At 71.4% G+C, this 22105-nt stretch carries 24 protein-coding genes; 6 read left to right on the top strand and 18 right to left on the bottom strand.

The window, feature by feature from the left end; translation table 11 throughout:
- Positions 1–58: 58 nt before the first annotated feature.
- On the bottom strand, positions 59–724 hold the full coding sequence (locus tag ORV05_RS19325; protein ID WP_268440931.1) for a TetR/AcrR family transcriptional regulator: 666 nt from the start codon (positions 722–724) through the stop codon (positions 59–61).
- 93 nt (positions 725–817) lie between these two features.
- Positions 818–1456, bottom strand: coding sequence for a TetR/AcrR family transcriptional regulator (locus ORV05_RS19320; protein ID WP_268440929.1), 639 nt, complete (start codon positions 1454–1456; stop codon positions 818–820).
- An 88-nt stretch (positions 1457–1544) separates the two neighbouring features.
- Here ORV05_RS19320 and ORV05_RS19315 point away from each other — a divergent pair, with 88 nt between their 5' ends.
- Positions 1545–2369 (top strand): oxygenase MpaB family protein, encoded by an 825-nt coding sequence (locus tag ORV05_RS19315; protein WP_268440927.1) that lies wholly within the window; start codon positions 1545–1547, stop codon positions 2367–2369.
- 46 nt (positions 2370–2415) lie between these two features.
- On the opposite strand, the gene ORV05_RS19310 is transcribed toward ORV05_RS19315, so the two are convergent.
- Both ORV05_RS19310 and ORV05_RS19305 read right to left on the bottom strand, forming a co-directional pair.
- Positions 2416–3321 carry a phosphotriesterase family protein gene (locus ORV05_RS19310; protein WP_268440925.1) on the bottom strand — a complete coding sequence of 302 codons (906 nt, stop codon included), beginning with the start codon at positions 3319–3321 and terminating at the stop codon, positions 2416–2418.
- Positions 3318–3728, bottom strand: a complete 411-nt coding sequence (locus tag ORV05_RS19305) for a carboxymuconolactone decarboxylase family protein (RefSeq protein WP_268440923.1) — start codon at positions 3726–3728, stop codon at positions 3318–3320. Before ORV05_RS19305 ends, ORV05_RS19310 begins: the two co-directional genes overlap by 4 nt.
- A 103-nt stretch (positions 3729–3831) precedes the next feature.
- On the opposite strand from ORV05_RS19305, the gene ORV05_RS19300 reads away from it, so the two are divergent.
- Positions 3832–4449 carry a CGNR zinc finger domain-containing protein gene (locus ORV05_RS19300; RefSeq protein ID WP_268440921.1) on the top strand — a complete coding sequence of 206 codons (618 nt, stop codon included), beginning with the start codon at positions 3832–3834 and terminating at the stop codon, positions 4447–4449.
- Positions 4450–4514: 65 nt separating this feature from the next.
- Here ORV05_RS19300 and ORV05_RS19295 read toward each other — a convergent pair whose 3' ends face one another.
- Positions 4515–5135 (bottom strand): L-threonylcarbamoyladenylate synthase, encoded by a 621-nt coding sequence (locus tag ORV05_RS19295; protein ID WP_268440919.1) that lies wholly within the window; start codon positions 5133–5135, stop codon positions 4515–4517.
- Between the two features lie 119 nt (positions 5136–5254).
- Positions 5255–7501: a tetratricopeptide repeat protein gene (locus ORV05_RS19290; protein ID WP_268440917.1), complete on the bottom strand. Its 2247-nt coding sequence runs from the start codon at positions 7499–7501 to the stop codon at positions 5255–5257.
- A 206-nt stretch (positions 7502–7707) separates the two neighbouring features.
- On the opposite strand from ORV05_RS19290, the gene ORV05_RS19285 reads away from it, so the two are divergent.
- A complete protein-coding gene (locus ORV05_RS19285; protein WP_268440915.1) occupies positions 7708–8178 on the top strand; it encodes an SRPBCC family protein in 471 nt (156 codons plus the stop codon).
- On the opposite strand, the gene ORV05_RS19280 is transcribed toward ORV05_RS19285, so the two are convergent.
- From ORV05_RS19280 to ORV05_RS19260, 5 genes are read right to left on the bottom strand one after another with little or no spacing between them, the layout of a single operon-like run.
- Positions 8175–8789 carry a histidine phosphatase family protein gene (locus tag ORV05_RS19280; protein ID WP_268440913.1) on the bottom strand — a complete coding sequence of 205 codons (615 nt, stop codon included), beginning with the start codon at positions 8787–8789 and terminating at the stop codon, positions 8175–8177. The genes ORV05_RS19285 and ORV05_RS19280 overlap by 4 nt on opposite strands.
- Positions 8789–9187, bottom strand: a complete 399-nt coding sequence (locus tag ORV05_RS19275) for a VOC family protein (protein ID WP_268440911.1) — start codon at positions 9185–9187, stop codon at positions 8789–8791. Before ORV05_RS19275 ends, ORV05_RS19280 begins: the two co-directional genes overlap by 1 nt.
- 19 nt (positions 9188–9206) lie before the next feature.
- A complete protein-coding gene (locus ORV05_RS19270; protein ID WP_268440909.1) occupies positions 9207–9965 on the bottom strand; it encodes a phosphosulfolactate synthase in 759 nt (252 codons plus the stop codon).
- A complete protein-coding gene (locus tag ORV05_RS19265) occupies positions 9962–11128 on the bottom strand; it encodes an acyltransferase (protein ID WP_268440907.1) in 1167 nt (388 codons plus the stop codon). Before ORV05_RS19265 ends, ORV05_RS19270 begins: the two co-directional genes overlap by 4 nt.
- Positions 11125–12606, bottom strand: coding sequence for a class I adenylate-forming enzyme family protein (locus tag ORV05_RS19260; RefSeq protein ID WP_268440905.1), 1482 nt, complete (start codon positions 12604–12606; stop codon positions 11125–11127). The genes ORV05_RS19265 and ORV05_RS19260 overlap by 4 nt, the downstream gene beginning before the upstream one ends.
- Positions 12607–12752: 146 nt before the next feature.
- Between ORV05_RS19260 and ORV05_RS19255 the strand changes: the two genes are divergently transcribed.
- On the top strand, positions 12753–13739 hold the full coding sequence (locus ORV05_RS19255; RefSeq protein WP_268440903.1) for an alpha/beta hydrolase family esterase: 987 nt from the start codon (positions 12753–12755) through the stop codon (positions 13737–13739).
- Positions 13740–13745: 6 nt separating this feature from the next.
- On the opposite strand, the gene ORV05_RS19250 is transcribed toward ORV05_RS19255, so the two are convergent.
- Together ORV05_RS19250 and ORV05_RS19245 are read right to left on the bottom strand one after the other, a co-directional pair.
- On the bottom strand, positions 13746–14687 hold the full coding sequence (locus ORV05_RS19250; protein ID WP_268440901.1) for a ribose-phosphate diphosphokinase: 942 nt from the start codon (positions 14685–14687) through the stop codon (positions 13746–13748).
- 25 nt (positions 14688–14712) lie between these two features.
- A complete protein-coding gene (locus ORV05_RS19245; RefSeq protein ID WP_268440899.1) occupies positions 14713–15762 on the bottom strand; it encodes a hypothetical protein in 1050 nt (349 codons plus the stop codon).
- Between the two features lie 130 nt (positions 15763–15892).
- Here ORV05_RS19245 and ORV05_RS19240 point away from each other — a divergent pair, with 130 nt between their 5' ends.
- Positions 15893–16678: a rhomboid family intramembrane serine protease gene (locus ORV05_RS19240; protein WP_268440897.1), complete on the top strand. Its 786-nt coding sequence runs from the start codon at positions 15893–15895 to the stop codon at positions 16676–16678.
- 516 nt (positions 16679–17194) lie between these two features.
- Here the strand turns inward: ORV05_RS19240 and ORV05_RS19235 are convergent.
- The 3 genes from ORV05_RS19235 to ORV05_RS19225 all read right to left on the bottom strand — a co-directional run bounded on the left by ORV05_RS19235 (position 17195) and on the right by ORV05_RS19225 (position 20285).
- Positions 17195–17809: an FMN-binding negative transcriptional regulator gene (locus tag ORV05_RS19235; RefSeq protein WP_268440895.1), complete on the bottom strand. Its 615-nt coding sequence runs from the start codon at positions 17807–17809 to the stop codon at positions 17195–17197.
- Between the two features lie 83 nt (positions 17810–17892).
- Entirely contained in the window at positions 17893–18756 is an 864-nt protein-coding gene (locus tag ORV05_RS19230) for an SAM-dependent methyltransferase (protein ID WP_268440893.1), read from the bottom strand.
- Between the two features lie 116 nt (positions 18757–18872).
- Positions 18873–20285, bottom strand: a complete 1413-nt coding sequence (locus ORV05_RS19225) for a sialate:H+ symport family MFS transporter (protein ID WP_268759819.1) — start codon at positions 20283–20285, stop codon at positions 18873–18875.
- 103 nt (positions 20286–20388) lie between these two features.
- Here ORV05_RS19225 and ORV05_RS19220 point away from each other — a divergent pair, with 103 nt between their 5' ends.
- A complete protein-coding gene (locus tag ORV05_RS19220; protein ID WP_144592968.1) occupies positions 20389–21051 on the top strand; it encodes a FadR/GntR family transcriptional regulator in 663 nt (220 codons plus the stop codon).
- 39 nt (positions 21052–21090) lie between these two features.
- Here the strand turns inward: ORV05_RS19220 and ORV05_RS19215 are convergent, their stop codons facing one another.
- Together ORV05_RS19215 and ORV05_RS19210 are read right to left on the bottom strand one after the other, a co-directional pair.
- Positions 21091–21471, bottom strand: coding sequence for a group I truncated hemoglobin (locus ORV05_RS19215; protein ID WP_268440891.1), 381 nt, complete (start codon positions 21469–21471; stop codon positions 21091–21093).
- Positions 21455–22105, bottom strand: a complete 651-nt coding sequence (locus ORV05_RS19210; protein ID WP_268440889.1) for a DivIVA domain-containing protein — start codon at positions 22103–22105, stop codon at positions 21455–21457. Before ORV05_RS19210 ends, ORV05_RS19215 begins: the two co-directional genes overlap by 17 nt.

Here is a 22105-nt window from a genome sequence, read left to right as displayed (position 1 = left end):
CCCCGACCATACCGTGGTTTCCGCTCTTGAACGAGCGCTCAGTAAGTCCCGGCCGGATTCAGCGGGTCCCGCCCGGGCGGGGCCGGGCGCGCCGGGATCCGGGCTGGGCACCCACGGTCATCAGCGCGATGGCGACATAGCGGGCGGCGAGCTTTTCGGGCCGCAGCGGGCCGTCGTCGCGGAACCAGGTGGCGACGGCCTGGCACATGCCCAGCAGGGCCCGGCTCGTTTCCGCGGGCTCCGCGACGGTGAAGACCTTCGCCCGCACGCCGTCGGTGATGATGCCGGTGAGCAGGTTCTCCAGCTTCTTGCGGGTGGCCGCGTAGTGCTTGCGGTTGGCGGGCTGCAGGTAGCGCAGCTCGGAGTCCAGCGCCGCCAGCCGGACCCGGTGCGTCATGTGCAGCACGACCGCCTCGATGACGTTGGCGAACCGCACCTCGGGCCGGTCACCGCCCTCTTCCGCGGCCGCGAACGCGCGGGAGGCCACGTCGTTGGTCGCCGTTTCCAGCAGGGCGACGAGGATGGCTTCCTTGTTCTCGTAGTAGTAGTACAGCGCGGGCACGGTGACGCCGACGCGGCGGGCTATGTCGCGCACGGCCGTGCCGTGGAAACCCTGCTCGTAGAAGGCATCCAGGGCGTGCGTCAGGATGGGCGGCAGGTCCAGTGGCTCGTAGTGGCGCCAGTCCTGCCCGGCCGCCTTGCCCACCGTCCTGCCTGCCGCCACGGCCCACACCCATCGTCAGACCCGGAAAAACCTACGTCCACAGGCTACACCACCGGTCCTTACTTACCGATCGTTAAAGCACGGCGGCGAGGGTCAGACCAGGTCCGCCACCTTGACGAAGATCTCCGTCGCCAGTTCGACCAGACCGGCCTCGTCCACCCGCAGGGTGCCGTCCAGCCACGAGGTGAGTGCCTGGGCGAGCCCGCCGACCAGCATCTGGGCGATGAGTTCCACCCGGGTGCTCTCGCCGAGGCCGTAGAACTCGCGTGCCTGCAGGCCGAGCAGGTGCACGAACCAGCGGGTGGATTCGACGCGGCGCTGCGCCAGCACGGTGTGTCCGAGGGCAGGGGAGAACAGCAGGCGGCCCCGCCGGGGGTCCTCGGCGATCTTGCGCACCAGGTTCCGCAGGCCCGCTTGGGTCCGGGCGCGGGCGTCCCCGGGCGTGGCGCGGACGGCGGCGAGGGTGCTGGTGGCGATGTCGGTGACCACGTGGTCGTGGACGGCGATCGCGAGCGCGTCCCGGTCGGCGAAGTTCTCGTAGAAGTACCGTGCGGCGAGGCCGGCTTCGCGGCAGACACCGCGCACGGTGAACTCCTGCGGACCGTCGGCCGCGCCGAGCAGGTTCAGGCCCGCTTCGACCAGCTGGGCGCGGCGCCCGGCCTGGCGGTCTTCACCCGCGACACCGCCGTAGGTCCGCAGGGGTGCCGAAGGTGCCTCCGGGGTCGTGTCCATGCCCACCATCTTGACAGGCGGTACGGCCTGGCGTTGCATATCTGCTAACGGCTGTGATCAGATGTGCTCAGGCGTGAGGGGACGGACAATGACGGTCGCGGATTCTCGCTCGGCGAAACTGGACGAAACGATGCTCGGCGCGGGCCTGCTGGCGGGCGCGGCCAACGTGATCATGCAGCTGGCGCATCCGGGCGTCGGCTACGGCGTGGTGGAAAGCCGGGTGGCGAGCGGACGGCTGTTCGATCATCCCGTCAAGCGCACCCGCACCACCCTCACCTATCTCGCGGTGGCCGTGCTCGGCACCGACGAGGAGCGCAAGGCCTACCGCAAGGCGGTGAACAAGCAGCACGCGCAGGTGCGCTCCACCGCATCCAGTCCCGTGCGGTACAACGCCTTCGACCCCGAACTCCAGTTGTGGGTCGCCGCCTGCCTGTACCGGGGCTTCGAGGACACCTGCACCGTGTTCCTCGGCCCGTTCGACGAACAGACCCTCGAAGAGGTCTACCGCGCCTCGGCCACCCTCGGCACCACCCTTCAGGTGCGCGAGGAGATGTGGCCCGCCGACCGGGCGGCCTTCGAGGAGTACTGGCACGCCGCGCTGGAGAAGGTCTCGATCGACGACACGGTGCGCGAGCACCTGTACGACATCGCGACCCTGAAGTTCCTGCCCGCGCCCGTGCGCGCCCCCTTCGCGCACTTCAACCTCTTCGTGACCACGGGTTTCCTGCCGCCGCGCTTCCGGGAGGAGATGCGGCTGTCCTGGTCGCCGCGGCGGCAGGAGCGGTTCGACCGGCTCATGCGGGTGATCGGGACGGCGGCCCGGAACTCGCCCCGGGTGGTGCGGGAGTTCCCGTACAACTTCTACCTCTGGGACCTGCGGCGCCGCCTCGCCGCAGGCCGCCCCCTGGTCTAGCCGCGGTCTTGCCGTGTAAGCGGCGGGCCGTTCGATCCGGTGCCGGTCATGGCCGCTGCCAGTGTGCGGCGAATGCGCGGGCGGGGTTGTCGGTGAAGATCGCGGATGCGATGTCCGGGCCTAGTTCGCGTTCGATCCGAGGTCGTAGGCCGCCGAGCAGGAACGGTATGCCTGGGCCGTCGGCAGCTGACCTGGCCGCGGGGGTGACGGTGTCGCCGCCGAGGAGGATCTGTTCGGCGTGGCCGGTGTCGGCGAGTGCGGCGAGGCTGTCCAGCAAGTGCGAGTCGGCGGCGTGGTGCACCCGGGACGGGCCGTCGAATGCAAGGAAGACACCCGCTTCAGCGGCCTGCTGGTGGATTCTCGGGTCGGGGAATCGATGGAGGTGCCCAAGGATTACCCGCTGTGCGGGAACGCCCTGCGTGTCACACAGAAAGTGGAGTACGTCCGGTGCGGCGGTCCCGGCTTCCAGGTGGACGCCGATGGGTGCGTCGGTGGCGTGATGCGCTTCGGCCGCGGCGGTCATGACGTGCCGGGCATGGTCGTCGAGCCTGTGGTACGCCCCGGCCACCTTGATCATTCCTGCCCTTACCCGGCCTTCGGTCAGCTCGCGGATGAACAGTCCGGCCAGCCCGTCGTAAACGCGCTCCAACCCGCCCCGGGCGTAGTGCCTGGCCTGGTGCATTCCGGTCGCGGAAATGATGTGGACGCCCGACCGCCGGGACAGACCGGGCAAGTCTTCGGTTCGTGGTCCCATTCCCCAGGGCGTCCATTGCACTACCGCGCGCCCGCCGAGCGCGGCGAAGGCGGTCAACTCGGCAAGCGCGGCTTCGTCGTCGTCCAGTTCCTGTCCCGGCAACGCCGGGGTGCGGACGAACAGGTGGTCGTGGGCATCGCAGACTCCCAGTTCCTCGGGCGCGATGTCCCCGAGCACGGTCCGAATCACGGCCGTCATCGCGCGGCCTCCTGTTCCCTGTCGGCGAGCGCGGTCGCGGCAATACGGAGCCCAGCCAGCGCCTTGGGCACGCCGATATAGGGAGCCAGGTGGACGAAGACCTCGACGACTTGCTGATGGGTCATGCCGACCCGCAACGAGGTCTTGACGTGACCGGCAAGCTGGGGGTCCACCCCGCCCAGCGCGGTCAGTGCCGCCAGGTTGACCAGTTGCCGGTCGCGTAGCGACAACCCCTCGCGCAGGTAGGTGCCACCAAACAGGGTAGTGATGATCCAGTCGGCGAAACCCGGGGCGAGCTGCTCAAGACCGGGCAGTGTCGCCTGCTGCGTCCCCGCGTCCTGGAGTACGTCCAGCACCCGGTATCCCTCATCGCGGTCCAGCCGTGCCGGCGTCAGCTGCTCGGACAAGTTGTGGCTTCTCGTCACGGTCGTGTCCCCACTTTCGGCTCTTGTAACGCGTTGGGCGTTACCAAACTAGCGTACGTAACGCTCGAAGCGTTACACTCTTTTCATGGTCAAGGAGGACGCGCTCGCGTTCCGCTTCGACTGCGGCACCACTTGGTTGAACCTGCTTGCCACCAAGGGCCGTACGTTCAGCGCGAACCCCGTCGAGCGGCTCGCCACGCCCGGACGGCTCACCGAATGGCTGAAACAGTGCGAACTCAACCCGGTTCGGCCTCCCGATCACGACGACTTACGCCAGGCGCAGACGGTGCGGGAGACGCTGCGCGTCATCGCACTGGCCACCGTGGACGAGGAGCCGCCACCTGCCGGCGCCGTGGCGGATCTGGCCGCGTTCCTAGCCGAACACGATGACCCGATCCAGCTGACCGCGGACGACCGATTGCGACGCAAACCACCAGCGACGACCGCGGTCGCCCTCGCCCGGATCGGCCGTCAGGCGGTGGACCAACTGACCGGCGCCGACCGGCTCGCGCTGAAGAGCTGCCCGGAATACGACTGCCGGGGTGTCTTCACCGACCCGCCGGGCCGGCGGCGCTGGTGCCCGTCCCCGGCGTGCGCCAGTCGAGGCAGGGTCCGCGCACTCCGCGCCCGCCGCAGTGCCGCCACCCCCGGCCCGACGAATCCGCAGGATGCTTCAGGTCAAGAAGCAAGCCCCGGCTCGTGACCCGTGAGCGTTCGTGAAGTTTCCCCGAGAATCCACCCGAGGTTTTCGGTAGTGCCTGTCCGGGATCACTCGAAGCGGCTGGGGTCTCCGGCGCCGTAGCGGACGATTTCCGGTTCGGTGTCGGAGAAGTCGATGACCGTGGTGGGTTCGGTGCCGCACTCGCCGGAGTCGATCACCGCGTCGAGCACGTGGTCGAGTTCGTCCTTGATCATCCAGCCCTGGGTCAGCGGTTCCTCGTGGTCGGGCAGCAGCAGCGTGCTCGACACCAGGGGTTCCCCGAGCGCGTCGAGCAGCGCCTGCACCACCACGTGGTCGGGGATGCGCACGCCCACCGTCTTCTTCTTCGGGTTGAGCAGGCGCCGCGGCACCTCGCGAGTGGCGGGGAGGATGAACGTGTAGCTGCCGGGGGTGGCGGCCTTGATCGCGCGGAACACGGCGTTGTTGATCACGACGAACTGGCCGAGCTGGGCGAAGTCCCGGCACACCAGGGTGAAGTGGTGGCGCTCGTCGAGATGGCGGATGCTCCGGATCCGGTCCAGCCCGTCCTTGTTCCCCAGCTGGCAGCCGAGCGCGAAGCACGAGTCCGTCGGGTAGGCGATCAGGCCGCCCTCGCGCACGATGCCGACCACCTGATCGATCGAGCGCCGCTGCGGATTGTCCGGATGCACGTCGAAGTACTTCGCCATGGGCCGAGCTTAGAGGCCCGGACCGGGCAGGGCCCGACGGCGCCTTCGCGGCGGTGAGTCCCACGCTCGCGCGTTTGTGTCCCACCCTCGCGGCGCGAGTATGGGACTCGCGCGGCCTTTCAGGAGGAGGGCGTGCCCGGTCCGGTGAGGGCCCGTTTCGCCAGTTCGTCACCGCGTGCCGCGGCGCGCTGGTACCAGCGCTGGCCCTCGGCGAAGTTCCCGAGGTGCCAGTGCAGCGCGCCGAGGTTCACCTCCGCCGCGAGGTGCCCGGCCGCCAGCGCGCGGTGGTACCAGTGTTCTGCCTTCTGGGCCTCGCCGCGGTCCTGCAACAGCGTGCCGAGGTTGAGCATCGCCTCCGGCAGGCCGCGTGCGGCGGCCCGGCGGTACCACGGTTCGGCTTCGGCCGGTCTGCCGCGCTGCTCCAGCAGCACCGCCAGGCCGAACTCGGCGACCCCGCTGTCTCCCGACTCCGCCGCCCGGGTGAACCAGCTTTCGGCGGCGTCGAGATCCCCCTGGTTCCAGAGGTTGCGGGCCAGTTCCAGCGCCGCCTCCGTGTCCCCGGTCTCCGCGGCGAGGCTGCGCAGCGCATCGATCTCCGAGCGCTGCTCGGCGGCGTCGCCGGTCGGCGCCAGCAGGCCCATCAGGCGCACCGCGGCCGGATCGCCGGACAGGGCGACCTGCCGCAGCAGCGCGGTGCCGCGCCGCCGGTCGCCGTGCAGGATCTCGAGCACGGCCTCCTTGCGCAGGCCGTCGGGATCGCCGCTGCCCGCCGCCCGCCGGTAGGCCGACCGGGCCTCGCTGATCCGGCCCTGCTGTGCGAGCAGGCCGCCCAGGTTGATCAGGCCCTTGGGGTCGCCCGCCTCGCCGGCGCTGCGATACCAGCGCTCGGCGGTCTCGGTGTCACGGCGGCGTTCGGCCAGGGTGCCGAGGCTGGTCATGGCCCAGCTGTTCCCGGCGTCGGCGGCGCGGCGGTACCAGTGTTCCGCCGAGGACTCGTCGCCGCGTGCCTGCTCCGCGCGGCCGAGGGCGAGCAGCGCATGCGGGTTGCCGGTGCCTGCCAAGGCGGACCACACCCGCATCGCGTCCTCGTGCCGCCCGGCGCGGGCCGCGGCGCGCGCCAGCCGGAACGACTGGTCGGCACCGAGCCCGCGCATCTCCAGTAGCCACCGCCACACCGGTTCCGGCACCGGAGGGGCCGCCTCGTCGAGAATGGTCCGGTCCACCAGATAGTCGAAGGGGCGGAAGTGGTTCCGGCCCGACGGCCGCAGCGCGGGCCCGGCGCCGTGCACCGGGGTGGCCGCCCAGACGAGCCCGCCGCCGGGGTCGGTCCCGCCGCGGGCGCGGAAGTCGCCGGACAGGTAGACGCCGTGCAACCGGGCCAGCCACTCGAAGGGGATGTCCTCGGCGAACCCGGCGCGGCGCAGGTCGACCGCGGCGCTGACCAGGGCGGCACCCGGTTCGTTCGCCCCCGACCGTCCGGCGTGCCAGCGCGCGAGTGCGGCCGGTCCCGCGCACAGGTACTCGGCGAAACCCTCCGCGCTGTCCAGGGCCGCGCCGATCCGCGGATCGTCGCGATACCCCGCCGCGGTGGCGCGTTCCGTCTGGTCCAGGTGCCGGTCGAGCCGGACCGGCGGGGCTCCGGCGAGCACCGGGCGCGCCTTCGGGTTTTCGGAACCGAGTGCGCCGCGCGCCTCGGTCCGCAGGGTGGCCAGCAGTACCGCACCGGCGCGTTTCGCCGGCCGCAGTGCGGCCAGCAGCGGCTCGTCGTGGCTTTCCGTGGTCAGGTACCGGTCGAGATCGTCGAGCCAGACGACGGTGTTCGCGAGCGCCGAGGGGTGGGCCGCGAGTTCGCGGAGCGCGGCGGTGTCCCGGGGGAGCAGCACCCGCTGCCAGCCGAGTTTCCGGGCGTTGCGGCAGATCGCCTCCACCGCGGTGCGGCTCTTGCCGCTGGCCGAATCCCCTTCGAGGAGCACGAGCCCGCCGCGCGGCAGCGCACCGTCCAGTTCGGCGTCGGCGGTGCGCGGCAGGTACGGGGGCAGCGGGGCGAGGCCGGGGACCGCGCGGGCCGGATGCACGCCGAGCCGGACCGGGTCGAGTTCGTGCACCGGGAGCACCTGCACCGCCCCTGTCGCACGCAGCGCGTCGAGGACGTCGGGAGGAGGCGCCTCCTCGCGGGGAGCGGAACCGCGACGCTCGCGGAGGAGGACGGAAGCCGCGAGGCCCCCGGCCGCCACGACGACGAGCGTCCAGCCCAGCGCGGCGGGCAGCACCCCGAGCAGGGTGAGGATCGCGGTGAGCACGGCGAGGACGACCACCAGCGCCCCACCGAGCAGCAGCTTCGTTCTGTTTCCCGAGTCGACCGGCATCGCGGCCTACTCTCCCACAACCGCTTCCGCCGATGGGGGAGTGCCGTGAAGGGGCGGCGGCCGTGAGGGGTCCCCTCACGGGAAAATCCCCAGGGTTCCGGCAAAGTCCGGCCGGAACGGCGGTGCCGGGGACGGCCTTGAGCGGGGCCGGTGATTCGTACATACTGTTGGTATGTCAGCTGTCCCCGCAACGCCGCGAGGTGCGCATGTCCTCTGAAGTCCTCCCCGATGCCACCGGCCGTATCGCGGTCTCCGCCTCCGCCGAGCGCGTGTACGAGTTGGTCAGCGACCCCGGTGCGCTCGCCGGGTGCGCCGAGGAATACAGCGGGTACCGCTGGCTCGGCGGCGCCACCTCGGCCGGGGTGGGCGCGCGTTTCCGGGGCACCAACAAGCGCGGGCTGCGCCGCTGGAACACGGTGTCCACCATCACCGACGCAGTGCCGGGAAAGCGTTTCGCCTTCGAGGTCTCCTCGTTCGGCATCCCCGTCTCACGGTGGCAGTACGACCTGGAGCCCGACGGCGACGGGTGTGTGGTCGTCGAGAGCACCTGGGACCGCCGGCCCGCCTGGTTCCGTTCGCCCAGTTCGCTGGTCACCGGTGTCTGGCAGCGTGCGGACCACAACCGGGCCAACATCGAGGCCACCCTGCGGCGCCTCAAGTCCGCAGCCGAGCGCTAGCCTTTCGCCGCGGGACACAGGGTGTCCCGCAGGACGATCAACCGTTCCGGTGCCACCTGGGTGATCGAGGCATTGCCGACCTCGCTGCGCGGCACCGGTTCGCCGCACAGCGGGTCGGCCGCGGTGGTGGCGACGCGGACCGGCCCGCCGTGGGCGATGAGGATCAGCTTGCCGGGCCGCCGGACCACGTAGTCCGCCAGCACCCCGTGCACCCGCAGGTAGAGCCCGGTGATGCTTTCCCCGCCCGGCGGCCGCTCATCGGGCCGCCGCCAGAGTCGTTCGATCAGGTCGCGGACGGTGCCCCCGTCCTCGGGTTCGTCGAAGGCCCGGCCCTCCAGCTCGCCGAGGTACTGCTCGCGCAGCAACGGGTCCTCGGCCAGTGGCAGGCCCAGCGTGCCGGCGATGATCTCGGCCGTCTCCCTGGCGCGGGGCAGATCGCTGGTAAAGACGGCGCCGGCGTCCGGGTGTTCCCGCGCGAGCCGCGCCGCGGTCCTGGCCGCCTGTGCGCGCCCCCGTTCCGTCAGACCCCCGGCGGCGGGGGACTGCCCCTGCACACGGCCGGCCAGGTTCCACTCGCTTTCGCCGTGCCGCACCAAAAGCAGCGTGCCCATCAGTACTGCAGACGCGGGTCGTCGTAGTTCTTGAACTCGATCACGTTGTTGGACGGATCGGCCAGGAAGATCGTGCGGTGCTGCTCGGCGGTGCCCTCGAACCGGATCGACGGGCCCGACAGGGTGCGCAGCTTCCGGAACTCGACCAGCCGCACCAGCCGGTCGAAGTCCTCCGCCCGCGCGAAGCTCACCCCGAAGTGCCGGGGATAGGCCACCGCCTCCGCGGGCACGTCCTCGCACAGGTGGCACACCAGCTGGTCGCCGAAGAAGTCGAAGGTGACCCGGTCGTCGTAGCGGCGGGCCAGTTTCGCACCGAGGCCGAAGACGTAGAACTCGACCGCCTCGTCCAGGTCCCGGGCCGGGATCGCGACGTGGCAGGCATCGTGGGTGGATCGCATTGCACTCCTTTTCGGACGGTCAGGCCACGGAGATCGTGCGTGGCTGGGGAAGTTCTCCGGCCGCGGGGACCAGCTGGAGCAGGGTGTCGCCGCGCAGGCCGCGCCGCAGCGTTTCCACCGCGAGCACGTCGGACGGGGCGACGTTGCCGAGGTTCACCGAAGGCCCCAGCGCGCGGATCAGTTCGACCTGCAACTGTTTGGTGGGCGCTTCGAACAGCAGCCGCTCCGGGGCTACGGCGGCGAGTACCGCGGCGAGCACGTCGTCGCGCAACTGCCCGTCGGGCCGCGCCATGCCGCTGCGGCCGCTTTCCCGCGTCTCGGTGATCACCAGTTCGGCCCCCGCGTCGAGGTCCTGGCGGATGGCTTCGACCCAGTCGGCGGGCTTCAGGCGCGCGGAGCGTTCGGCGTCCTTGTACCCGACCTCGGACAGCACGGGCCGGTAGCGCGTCATCCTGCGGACGTAACCGGCCTTTTCGGACTGTTCCAACGGGATGCTGCCGTTGGACACCTCGATGTGGGTGGCGCCGGTGGAGTCCACCAGGGCGAGGAACTCGTCGAGCCTGCCGCGCCACAGGTGGTGCTCGAACAGCGTGCCGCCGAAGTAGAACCCGATCCCGGCCTCGCGCAGCACGGCGATCTTGCGGTCCAGATCACGGGTGACCAGCGCGGTGCCCCAGCCGAACTTGACCAGATCGACGAACTGCCCGTGGCTGGCGACGATGTCGGTGAACAGGCCGGTCGGCAGGCCGGGGTCGATCATCATGGTGGTGCGGCTCATCGCGTTCCTCCTGATTCGGCGAGCGATTCGGCGAGCGATCCGGTGCGCACCGCCTCGCGGGGCGGTGGGGCGGGTCGTGACCAGGTCCGGCCGGTGAGTGCGAGGCTGGCCGGGGTGCGCCGGGCCAGCGCGGTGACCAGTCCGGAAGCGAGGTAGAGCGCCGGTGCCAGCACCAGCACGAGCACGGCGAGTACCGCCGCGTTCGGCACGGTCTGCGCGTAGCCGGTCAGGCCGAGGCTGCCGGCGGCGAGCAGCGCGCCCTGCAGGAGCAGGGGATGGCCGAGGTAGATGCCGAACGAGGCGTCGGAGGCGGCGGTGACCAGCCGCTCGCCCCGGCGTCCCGAGTCCTGCCAAGCCAGCCCGGCGGCGAGGAAGGCCCCTGCGATGGCGAAGCTTTCCACCACGACGGCGGGCTGGAACACCATGCTCGCCCGCAACGGCGGCTGCCCGGCCACGAACATCTGGATCACGAACACGTTCATCGCCGCACCGATCGCCGCGGCGCAGCCGAGGGCCACGACGCGGGTGTGCCGCCGCGTCCAGGCCACCAGCCGGTCGCGGTGCCAGGCGGCGATCGCCCCGGCCAGCACGTACCCGAGATAGCTCGGCAGCAGGGCGTCCGGCGACCGCACCCAGCCGGACAGCGGGCCCAGCGGCCACTGCCACTGCACGGCCGCCGCGAACGCCAGTTGGAACAGCACGGCCGCGGCCAGCAGCGGGCCGTGCCTTCCGGCGGTGGCCCGCAGCAGCCGGAGCACCAGCGGGAACACCAGGTAGATCTGCAGGGAGACGAGTAGGAAGTACAGGTGGTAGCGCGCGGTTCCGGTGAGCACGTCGGTGACCAGTGCGCTGCCGGAGAACGGTTTTCCGTCGGCGAAGAAGTACAGGACCGTCCACAGCAGATACGGCACCGCCACCAGCAGCAAGCGGCGCCGCCAGAACCGCGGCCAGTGCACCCTTTTCCGTCCGGTGGAGTAGGTCAGCACGAAGGCGGTCAGCAGGAAGAAGATCTCACGGCTGGTGTGGAAGACGGTGCCCAGCAGTCCCATCAGGACGGTCGGCGGGACCGGGGCGAGGGCCAGTACGTGCGTGCCGATGACCAGGCCCACGGTCAGCACCCGGATCAGGTCCACGTAGTGCAGGTGCCCTCCGCGGGCCGTCACCGCACGCCTGCCGGCTCGGCCCGCAGCGCGCGCCGCAGCACCTTGCCGGTCGGGCCGAGGGGCAGGGCGTCGGTCAGCTCGATCACGGTAGGCCGCTGGTAGCGGGCCAGCCGGGTTTCGCACCACGCGCGCACCGAATCCTCGAGTCCGCCGGTGTCGTGGTGGCGGGGGATGACGAACGCGACCGGCACCTGCCCGAGCCGTTCGTGCGGGGCACCGACCACCGCGGCCGCGGCGATGCCGGGGTGGTCGAGCAGGACGTTTTCCACCGCCTGCGGGTGGATCTTCTCGCCCCCGCGGTTGATCACGTCGTCCATGCGCCCGGCGAGCCGGAGGAAACCGTCTCCGTCGAGTACGCCGACGTCCCCGGTGGGCAGCCAGCCGGAGCCGTCGCGGGCCGGGCGGGTGCGTTCCGGGCCGCTCTCGGACGGTTCGAGGTACTCGGCGAGGACGTTCGGTCCGCGCAGCAGCACCTGGCCCTCCTCACCGGGGCGGGCCGGGGTGCCGTCCGGCAAGGCGACGGTCAGCTCCACCCCGACGGGCAGGCCGACCGAGCCGGGGCGGCGCGCGGCGGGGTCCAGCGGGTTCGCGGTGATCTGCCCGGCCGCTTCGGACATGCCGTAGGTCTCCAGCACGCCGATCCCGGTCCGCTCGGTGAACGCCAGCGCGGTCGCGGGCGGCAGGGGGGCCGAGGCGGAGCGGGCGAACCGGACCGGCCCGGCCAGCCGCGCCGGTGGGGCGGGACACCGGGCCAGCGAGGCCAGCACCGCCGGGACGGCGTTCAGCCAGGTGGGGGAGAAGCGCTCCACACGGGACCAGTACTCGCCGGCGTCGAACCGCGCGTCGATCACCAGCGAGGCCCCGCTGACCACGGTGGCCAGCAGGCCCATCACCTGCGCGTTGACGTGGAACAGCGGCAGCGGGGTGTAACCGCGGTCGGCGCGGGTGAAGCCGTGGTGGCGCGCGACGCGGGAAGCGGCGTGCAGCAGTTGCGCCTCGCTCAGCGGGATCCCCTTCGGCCGCCCGGTGGTCCCGGAACTGGTCAGCAGCACCGCGGGGCGGCACGGGACGCCGGTGCTCGGACGAAGCGCGGTGCCGCCCAGGAGGCGCCGGGGCAGGCCCAGCCCGGCTTGCCAGGTTTCCAGGCCGGGCTGGGACACCTCACCGGGGCGATCGGTGACGAGCACGTCGATCCTGAGCCGGGCGAGGGCGGCGGACACCTCGGCGGCAGGCAGCCGCGGGTCGACCGGCACCACGGTCAGCCCGGCCGACAGGCAGCCGAGGTAGGCGGCGGTGAACGCGAGCGGGTCGGCGATCACCAGGCCCACCCTGCTGACCGGCCGGACACCGCGCCGCCAGGCTAGGGCGTGCTCGGCCAGCGCGCCCCAGCTCAGCTCGCGACCGTCCTCACCGGACAGGAACGCGGCCGTGCCCGGCCGTTCCCTGGCTCTCACGGACAACAGCCGTGCCACACTCACCGCGATTCCTTCTGGCCGATTTTTCTCGAACACGGATGTGAGTCTGGTGAGCTTTCCTAGGAGCCCGCTGGCAGGTTGATGAGAGCCAGCTGAGAACAGCCGCGTTCACACGTTTTTCGCACGTTCGGGGAGGCAGACTGGGAGCCATGAATTCACGGCGCCGGTGCCCGGCCTCGGAGTTCGGGGAGTCCCTGCGACGGTTCTGGCCCCTGCTGGGCGTGCTGGTGTTCGCGGTCGCCTGCGCCGGGCCGGTGACGCCCGGCCGGGTGCGGCCGGTGGCGGGCTCGTCCCCCTCGGGCGCACCGGCCGCCACGGCGGTGACGGGCCGGGAAACCACCACGACCGTTCGCCGCGAACTCACCGTGTCCGGAATGTCCCGTGGATACTGGGCAATCGGCCCGGCCCACCGCAAACCAGGCCTTCCGCTGCTGGTCGTGCTGCACGGCCGCGGGGTCACCGCACAGCAGGAGTCGGCGCGCACCGGGTTCCTCGGCTACGCCGAGCGCGGGCTCGCGGATCTCGTCTATCCGGTGGGGGTGGGTGAATCGTGGAACGCGGGCGGCGGCTGCTGCGGTCCGGCCGGGAAACAGGGCGTTCCCGATCTTGCCTTTCTCGCCGAGGCGGTCCGGGACGCCGCGAAGTATTTCGAAAGCGATTCACGTCGGATTTATCTCGTCGGCTACAGCAACGGGGCGAAACTCGCGTTTGCGGAAGTCTGTGCGCAACCGGGCATCTTCGCCGCGATGGCCACTTATGGCGCGGTTCCGCTGACCGGATGCGCCGCGGCGAAGCCGCTCCCGGCACTGCTCGGCGCCGGGAGCGAGGACCCGCTGGTGCGCACCGAGCACAACGCGCCCAGCGCCGCCGCCGCGCTGCGGGACGCCGTGGCGCACTGGCGTGCCGTCAACGGTTGCGACGGTCCCGGCACCACCACCGCCCGGGGCCCGCTCGAGCTGACCGGCTGGACCGGTTGCCGCACCGGCGCCGACGTCACCGCCGCACTGTGGACGGGACTCACCCACCGCTGGCCCGCCACCGCTCCCGTCACCGCGCCGTTCACCACCGCCGTCGGCTCCGAGGCCGACGCAGCCACCGTGATGTGGGACTTCCTCATCCGCCACGCGCTGGCGTGATGGCCCTCAGCGGGCGTCGAACAGGGCGCTGACCGACTCTCCATTGTGGATCCTTCGCATCGCCTCGGCGAGGGCGGGGGCGATGGACAGCACGGTCAGTTTCGGCTCCGGCGCCTCCGGCCGCACCGGGACGGTGTTGGTGCACACGATCTCCGCGACGTCCGGCTGCCCGGCGATGCGCTCCAGCGCGCCCGCCGCGAACAGGCCGTGCGTGCAGGCCACCCGGATCGAGCCCACCCCGATCTCGCGCAGCCGGTCCAGCAGTTCCAGCACCGTGCTGCCCTTGGCGATCTCGTCGTCGAGCACGATGACATCCCGTCCCGCCACGTCGCCGATGACCGAGCTGATGGTGACCCTGTCGTCGAAGCGCTCCTTCGCCCCGGCGGCGACCGGCACGCCGAGCAGCCGCGCGAAGTGCGAGGCGGGCTTGGCGTAGCCGAGATCGGGGGAGACCACCGTGGTGGCGGACAGGTCGTAGCGCGCGAAGTGCCGGGCCAGCTCCCGCAAGGCGTGCAGGTGGTCGACGGGGACGCTGAAGAAGCCGTGCACCTGGGGCGAGTGCAGGGCCATCGCGAGCACGCGGCCGGCTCCGGCGGTCACCATCAGGTCCGCCACGAGCCGCCCGGCGATGGAGATCCGCGGGGCGTCCTTCTTGTCGGAGCGGGCGTAGGCGTAATGCGGGAGCACCACGGTGGTCCTGGCCGCGGACGCACCCCGCGCGGCGTCGAGCATCAGCAGCAGTTCGACCAGGTTCTCCTGGACGGGCGCGATGACGGGCTGGACCAGGAAGACGTCGCGTTCCCGGCAGTTGGCCCGCAACTGCACCTCCAGGCAGTCGTTGGCGAAGCGCCGGGTGCGGACCGGGTGCAGTTCGACGCCGAGGTGGGTGCAGATCTCGGCGGCGAGTCCGGGGTGGGCACTTCCGCTGAAGACGGCGATCTCCCGCACGCTCTGCGATGCTACCGGCCCGGCGTCACCCCCGCCGGTCGTCCGCGCGCACCCACAGCCTGCTGCCCTCCGGATCGGTGGTGGCCAGCAGCACTTCGCCCGGCAGCGGCGCCAGGCAGGCTTCGGCCGCGCCCACCGGTAACGGGAGGTCCTGCCAGCCGGTGCAGTCCCGTCCGAGCACCGCCAGGCGGGCCCGGTCGTCGACGCGCAGCACCGCGAACACGCGGGTGTCCCGCAGCAGCAGCTGGGAGAACTCGACCAGCTTCGATTCCGGACCCGGCTGCCCGGCGCCGATCACCCCGTGCGGGTCCACCGGCCAGCACAGCGCCCGCGACCGGGCGCCCGCGGTGGCGCCGCCGAGCACGCACCCCTGACCGTCGCAGGCGACGCGCTGGGCCATCGAGGACGCCCCGGGCGGTGGCACCGGCAGCCGTCGCCACGCCTGTCCGTCGGGAGAGGCCCACGCCAGCGGGGTCAGCAGGCCCTCGCGCTCGTCGTAGCCCGCCATGAGGAATCCGAGGGGGCCCGGCGCGGCCTGCACGGCACTGGTCTGTTCCCCCGGTGCGGAGGACAGCGCCGGGTCGTCGGCGTTCCGCTGCCAGCGCGTCCCGTCCGCGGAGGTCCACACCGCGGCCCCCGAGCGTCCGATGGCGTTTTCCCACTGGCCCACCAGCAGGCCGGTCCCGGGCAGCGCGGCCGCGCTGGTCACCGCGACCGCGTGCGGTCCGCCGAACAGTTCGAACGCCTGGGGATGCTCGGCCAGGCCCGCGTCCCCGCCGCTCCACACCGTCATGCGCGGACTGCCGTGTGCGCCGCCGAAGGCCTGCCCGAGCACCGTCCACCGGTCCCCGGCGACCCCCACCGAGGCCAGCTCGGCCTGGAAGGCGTACGCGCTGTGCGGTGCCACCGGCACCGGCCGCCAGTACCGCCCGTCGGCGGTGGTCCACGCGGCCGGGGCGCGGCCCTCGCTCCCGGGCACCGAGCCGAGCACGAGCACTCCGGCGGCGAGCGGCGCCATCGCCAGCACCCGCGCGTCCGGGGCCGGGAGCGGCAGTTCGCGCCAGTCCGCGCTCACGACACCGGTAGGGCCGGGTGCGGAACAGGCGAGGAGCACCAACAGTGATGCCAGCCACAATCGCCGCATCCGATCACTGTGCCAGATCCCCCACCCGGCGGGGGTGGTCCGGCTGGGGTATTCCTGTGGAGTGATACCCGTCCACGACGTGAACCCGCTGCGCCGCACGCCCTGGGTCACCTACGCACTGGTGGCGGCGAACGTGGTGGTGTTCCTGGCGATGCCCGCGGCCGCGCACACCGCGGTGGGGAACACCAACCTCGCCCAGCTGTGCGACCTGCAGGCCTTCTTCGAACGCTGGGGCGCGGTGCCGTGGGAGATGGTCCGCAACCAGGTGCCCGCGCTCGTGCCCACCGGCCACGCGGTCGCCACCCCGCAGGGGGCGGCCTGCCTGGCCGGGCCGCCGTCGTACACCAAGATCCCGGCCGTCTCGGTGCTCACCGCGATGTTCCTGCACGGCAGCTGGACGCACCTGCTCGGCAACATGCTGTTCCTGGCGATCTTCGGCAACAACATCGAAGACCGCCTTGGCCCGGTGCGGTTCCTGCTGTTCTACCTCGTGTGCGGCTACGTCGCGGGATACGGTTTCGCGCTGACGGACCCGTCCTCCTCCGATCCGCTGGTGGGCGCCTCCGGGGCGATCGCGGGGGTGCTCGGCGCCTACCTCGTGCTCTTTCCCCGGGCACGGGTGTGGGGCCTGATCCCGGTCCTGTTCTTCCTGCCGCTGCGGGTCCCGGCGTGGCTCATGCTGGGGATGTGGTTCGTCCTGCAGGCCTTCTACGCCGCGGGCTACGGCACGGCGGAGGCCGGGTCGGTGGCCTACGCCGCGCACGTGATCGGGTTCGTGGCTGGTGGCCTGCTCGGGCTCACGATGCGCGGGCCGCGCCGCCGCCGCGCGATCTCACCGCGCCCCTAAGCAGCCAGGCGAGTCCGCACTCGCGCGCCCTTGGCCGGGACCCTTCACGGCCGAATCGACCAGGGCTCCGGCAAAGTCGTGTCGCTCCGCCGCGCGAGTCCCACCCTCGTGCGCTTGTGTCCCACCTTCGGTGGCCTGAGTTCCACGTTCGGTCCGCGTGAGCAGGACATCGGGCTGGCGCCGCAATCTTGGCGTTCTTTCCCGTGAGGGGACCCCTCACGGGAGTCGTTCGACCGGGGAACGGCACTCCGGGGACCAGGGGTGTGCCCTCAAGGTGGCCTTGAGGGCGTTGATGACCCTGAAGGCGACCTTCAACCCCGCCCCGGCCCCCAGCGTGGGACTCACCCGCCTAAGCGTGGGACATGGGCGCACCAGCGTGGGACACAAGCGCCGGAGGGTGGGACTCGCCCCCGGCGGATCCGAGCCGACCAGACTTTGCCGGGACCACGGCCGAATCGGCTGTGAAGGGCCCCTTCACGGCTCGCCCCCGCCCCAGTCGGGGACTTCGCCGGGGCCCTAACGGGGACGGTGTTCTTCCACCCGGACGGCCATTTCCGCCTCCCCGGACCCCCGCAGCCCCGCGATCACTCCGTCGATGTCGGCCGCCGGGCGGTTCTGGCTGAGCTTGAACTTGGCCTCGATCCGGTTGATGGTGATTTCGACCCCCACGATCGCCCGCAGTTGCCCGGCGAAGAACTTCTCCGGTGCGTCGTCGACCGACCACGGATCCGGCCGGCCCGCTTCGTGGTGCTCGGTGAGGCGCCGGACCAGGGCGGCGACCCAGCCGGGGTCGTCGTGCACGGTCATGCTGCCGTACACGTGCGCGGTCAGGTAGTTCCACGTGGGCACGACACGTCCGTGCTCGGCCTTGGAGGCATACCAGGACGGCGTGACGTAGGAGTCGGGACCGCGCACGATCACCAGGGCTTCGCCGAGCACGGGCAGGCTCCAGTGTTCGTTGTTGCGGGCGAAGTGTCCCAGCAGGGCGCCCCGTTCCCGGTCGTAGAGGAACGGCAGCATCGTGGCGACGAGCCCGTCGGGCGTGGCCGTGATCAGGTCGGCTGCGCCGTGGTGGGCCAGGAGTTCCTGGACCGCTTCGTCGTCGGGCGCGAAGTGAGCGGGAACGTACATCCCCCGATCTTCGCCTGGCGGGGGGTGCCGGCGAAAGGTCCGTTCCACCGTTGCCCGGACGACACCCCGGTGCGGCCGGAGTGTCAGGGCATGCGGCCCACTCCGGCGAGGCCGACCGAAAACGCCGGGTTCTCCCCGGGCCGCAGGTCCGGGTTGCGCCAGGACTGCGTGTAGTCGATGCCCGGTTCGACCAGTTCCAGCCCGCCGAACAGGGCGGCGAACTCCTCCCTGGTGCGCGTGACGAAGTCCGGGGTGGAGGTCTTGCTGTAGTGCGCGCAGAAGGCGAGTGTGGAGTCCCGGACCCGCTTCTGCGCGGGGTCGGCGGGGTCGAGACCGTCGACGGTCGCGTGCGAGAGCGCGACGAGACTGCCCGGTGCCAGCAGGGAGTAGTACTCGCTCAGGGTCCGCTCGGGATCCTTCTCCGGGGGCACGAAATGCACCAGCGCGACGACCAGCAGGCATACCGGGCGGCGGAAGTCGATCAGCCGCCGGGTGTCTTCCGCCTCGACGATGGTGTCCGGCTGGTAGAAGTCCCCGCCCACCATGGCCGCCGTCGGGTTGTCCGCGAGCATGGCCGTCCCGTGCGCGATCGCGACCGCCTCGTTGTCGGCGTAGACCACGGTGGCCTCGGGATTCGCGGCCCGCACCAGTTCGTGAACCGGTGACACGGTGGGGATCCCCGAGCCGATGTCGAGGAACTGGTCGATCCCCTGCGCGAGCGCGTACGCCACGGCTCTGGTCATGAACTGCCGGTTGTGCTGGGCGACTTCGCGGGCGTGGGGCAGCAGTTTCAGTGCCTGGCGGCCGAACTCCCGGTCGATGGCGTAGTTGTTGGTGCCACCGAGGTACCAGTCGTAGACCCGGGACACGTTGGGGTGGTCCAGATCCACCCCGGGGACGGTCCAGGCCGGGCCGGTGAGGTCGGGTTCGGTTTCGCGTTCGGTCAACGGAAGTACCCCATGTCGTCGTCAGCCGTGGGCGTCACCCTATCCAGGGGAAGGACGTGCCGGAACCCCGCTGAGGGAAATTCTCCGTGATCACGGACATGGGGAGAGTCGTTTTCTCAGCTGTTCGCGGGCGCGGTGCTCACCTCGCGTTTCCGCCGCGTGAGCCGGGCAGGCACGTCGAAGCCCACCAGCAGCGCGGTCACCAGGGTGAGCCCGCAGGCCAGCCACACCAGGGCCGGGCCGAGGCCGATGTGCGCGGCCACCTGGGCACCGGCCAGCGGCGCGACCGCGCCGCCGAGGGCGCCGACGTTGTAGGTGAAGCCGAGGCTCGCGGCGCGGATCCGCACCGGGAAGTGGTCGCCGAGGTATTTGGGCAGCAGGCCGGAAATGCCGGAACCGGTGGCCTGCAGGGCGAAGAGCAGACCCCACACGGCGACGATGCCGCCACCGGGACCGAGGGCGAACACCGGGAAGACGAACAGCAGGGACAGCACCAGCCCGCCGACGTAGGCCGCCCGCGTGCCGAACCGGTCGCCGGCGATCCCGGCGAGGCAGGAGCCGAGGGCGTAGCCGAGACCGGCCCAGGTCAGCGCGTTGGCCACCTGCCCGGCGTTGTAGTGCAGTTCCGTCTTGAGGTAGGTGGGCAGCAGCGACTGGATCGGCCACGAGTACAGGAAGGCGCAGAACACGGTGGCCATCAGGCCGAGCGCGGTGGGCCAGGACCGCCCGCCCAGTTGCCCGGCGAACACGGCGAAACCCGCCACGCTCAGGGCGATGCAGAGCGGGTACCACCCGCCGGCGTGCCCGGAGAAGACGAGCACGAGGCAGACCGCGACCACCACCGTGATCACCGCATTGGCCCCGGCCCACCTCCCGTGCAGCAGGGCGCTCGCGCTGGTCCTGGCCTCGCCGCGGGCCACCTGGTCGGTCCAGTCCGGTGCCTCGGGCAGCGCCCGGCGCAGCCACAGTGCGACCACCACCGGCAGGATGCCGAGCCAGAACAGCCACCGCCAGCCGAAGGACGGCACGACGGCCTCGTAGGCGCGGGCGGCCAGGATGGTGCCGACGGGGTAGGCGGAGAGCAGGAACCCGCTGGCCCGGTTGCGGAGCGAGGCGGGCCAGCTCTCCATCACGTAGGTGCTGCTGGAGCCGTATTCCCCGGCCATGCCGATGCCGACGAGGGCCCGGAAGGCGAACAGCGACCAGTAATTCCAGGCGAACCCGCACAGCGCGGTGCCGGTCGCGTAGCAGAGAATGCTCAGGATCATGGCGGGACGCCTGCCGAACCGGTCGCCGAAGGCGCCGAGCGCGAGCCCGCCGAACCACCGGGACACGAACGCCGCCGAGACCAGCGTCGCGGCCGAAGCCAGCGAGAGGTGGAACTCGGTGCGGATTTCGGTCAGGACCAGCGTGATGATCACGAAGTCGAACCCGTCGAGCAGGTAGCCGGTCCAGGCCGCACCGAACGCCTTCCAGGCGTCGCGACCGACTTGCCGGTACCAGCGGGTGCGCTGGGGGGAGGTGTTCATCTGCACCTCTTCGTCGAGGAACCATCGTTCGGGGGAAGTCATAGGACGTTGGACGTCCTATGATGTGGGGGACGGTAGCTCACAGTGTGAAGCGAGGGCAAGAGTGCGCACCACCCGCAGCCAGGAACTGGTCGACGCCATCATCGAGCTCATCGACCGGCGCGGGCTGCGCCCGGGCGACCCGCTCCCACCCGAACCACGCCTGATGGAGGAGTTCGACGCCGCGCGCAACTCGGTGCGCGAGGCCCTGCGCACCCTGCAGGCCCTGGGCATCGTGGAGATCCGGCACGGCTACGGCACCTTCGTCGGCGACGCGAGCATGACCACGCTGAGCCCGTCGCTGCTCTTCCGCACCCGGGCCCGGTCGCAGGACGACCTGCGGGGCCTGCGCGATCTGCTGGAGGTGCGCCAGATCCTGGAAACCGAACTGGCCAGGAAGGTCGTCGGCGACGCCGGCCTGCTGGCCGACCTGGCCGGCTGCATCGAGCGGATGCGGGATCCCGCCACCGCCGCGGCGGCCGACCGGCAGTTCCACGAGCGGATCTGCGTGGCCGCGGGCAACGAACTCGCGCTGGAGCTCACCCGGTTGTTCTGGGACGTCTACCGCCAGTCCGAATCACTGGTCGGCACGCCGTCGAACGCCGGTTCACTGGTCGCCAAGCACCAGAAGATCGTGGACGCGATCAGCTCCTGCGACCAGGAGGCGGTCCGGCGCGCGGTCAGCGACCATTTCGACGAGATCCGGCACCGCATCGCGGCGGGCTGACCCCCGCCGGCCGGAGCGGGCGGGGGCCGAGCGGGAGGGTCAGAGGCTTCCGACGGCCGGCTTCGCGCCGGCGACGATGTCCGAAGCCAGCGGGGCGATCGCGCCGATGATCTGGTCCACGGTCTCGCCGGGAACCCCCGCGTCCGCGAGCGATTCGGCCAGCAGTTGCGCCACCCGGTCGAACGCCTTCTGGTCGATGCCGCGGCCGCGGTGCGCTTCCTGCATGCTCAGGCCGTCGTAGAGGTCGGGGCCGCCGAGTGCGGCGGCGAAGAACTCGACCTGTCTTCCCTTGAGCCTGCTCATGTTCGAACCCGTGAAGTACGGGGCCAGTTCGTCGTCGGCCAGCACGCGGACGTAGAAGTCGTCGACGACCGAGATCAGCGCTTCCTGTCCGCCGATCTGCTCATAGATGCTGGTCATAATCACCTTTCTGCGGGGGTGGGGAGAGGTGTTCGGGCAGGCGGGCGAGCTTGTCGACCTCCTGCGCGAACGCGTCCGAGGCGGCGTGGAGCTGGACCTGCACGGCGTGGCAGAAGGCACGCAGCCACGCCATCCGGCGTTCCAGTTCCTCGACGTCCGCGGCGTGGTTGGCGCCGGAATCGGCGCGGTACTGCCGGACGGCTTCGGCCGCCGCGGCTTCGGCGCGCTGCTGGGCTTCTTCGAGCAGGGCGTCCGCCTGGCGCCGGGCGTCCCCGGTGAGCTGACGGCAGTGGGCTTCGGCCTGCGCGATGTAGGCCTCCGCCTGGAGTTGCGCTTCGGACAGCATCTGCACGGCCATCATGTCCACCTGGGGCTTCTGGGGTGCGGAGTCGATGTTCTCGCCGCGGCTGCGGTACCAGTCGCGGAGGCGGTCGATCTCGGCGCGCAGGCGGGCGTTCTCCGCTTCCCCGGCCGCGATCTCCTCCGCGATCCGGCGCTGGAACAGCTCGACCTCGTTCGGGTCGACACCGCGCCGGCCGAGGGGTGACTTGCTGAAGGTGATGCTGCGGACCTGTTCCGGCGTGAGGCCCCGCCGGAGTCCGGGTTGCCGCTGATCGTTGGCCTGCAGTGTCAT

This window comes from Amycolatopsis cynarae (assembly GCF_026802195.1).
Lineage (GTDB): Bacteria > Actinomycetota > Actinomycetes > Mycobacteriales > Pseudonocardiaceae > Amycolatopsis_E > Amycolatopsis_E rhizosphaerae.
This window is presented reverse-complemented; position numbering and strand designations above follow the sequence as displayed.

Bases quoted from the DNA above. Each gene is read 5' to 3' on its own strand.
- ORV05_RS19320 (WP_268440929.1), bottom strand. From the start codon at position 1,456: ATGGACACGACCCCGGAGGCACCTTCGGCACCCCTGCGGACCTACGGC.
- ORV05_RS19315 (WP_268440927.1), top strand. From the start codon at position 1,545: ATGACGGTCGCGGATTCTCGCTCGGCGAAACTGGACGAAACGATGCTC.
- ORV05_RS19310 (WP_268440925.1), bottom strand. From the start codon at position 3,321: ATGACGGCCGTGATTCGGACCGTGCTCGGGGACATCGCGCCCGAGGAA.
- ORV05_RS19300 (WP_268440921.1), top strand. From the start codon at position 3,832: ATGGTCAAGGAGGACGCGCTCGCGTTCCGCTTCGACTGCGGCACCACT.
- ORV05_RS19295 (WP_268440919.1), bottom strand. From the start codon at position 5,135: ATGGCGAAGTACTTCGACGTGCATCCGGACAATCCGCAGCGGCGCTCG.
- ORV05_RS19290 (WP_268440917.1), bottom strand. From the start codon at position 7,501: ATGCCGGTCGACTCGGGAAACAGAACGAAGCTGCTGCTCGGTGGGGCG.
- ORV05_RS19285 (WP_268440915.1), top strand. From the start codon at position 7,708: ATGTCCTCTGAAGTCCTCCCCGATGCCACCGGCCGTATCGCGGTCTCC.
- ORV05_RS19280 (WP_268440913.1), bottom strand. From the start codon at position 8,789: ATGGGCACGCTGCTTTTGGTGCGGCACGGCGAAAGCGAGTGGAACCTG.
- ORV05_RS19275 (WP_268440911.1), bottom strand. From the start codon at position 9,187: ATGCGATCCACCCACGATGCCTGCCACGTCGCGATCCCGGCCCGGGAC.
- ORV05_RS19270 (WP_268440909.1), bottom strand. From the start codon at position 9,965: ATGAGCCGCACCACCATGATGATCGACCCCGGCCTGCCGACCGGCCTG.
- ORV05_RS19255 (WP_268440903.1), top strand. From the start codon at position 12,753: ATGAATTCACGGCGCCGGTGCCCGGCCTCGGAGTTCGGGGAGTCCCTG.
- ORV05_RS19235 (WP_268440895.1), bottom strand. From the start codon at position 17,809: ATGTACGTTCCCGCTCACTTCGCGCCCGACGACGAAGCGGTCCAGGAA.
- ORV05_RS19225 (WP_268759819.1), bottom strand. From the start codon at position 20,285: ATGAACACCTCCCCCCAGCGCACCCGCTGGTACCGGCAAGTCGGTCGC.
- ORV05_RS19215 (WP_268440891.1), bottom strand. From the start codon at position 21,471: ATGACCAGCATCTATGAGCAGATCGGCGGACAGGAAGCGCTGATCTCG.
- ORV05_RS19210 (WP_268440889.1), bottom strand. From the start codon at position 22,105: ATGACACTGCAGGCCAACGATCAGCGGCAACCCGGACTCCGGCGGGGC.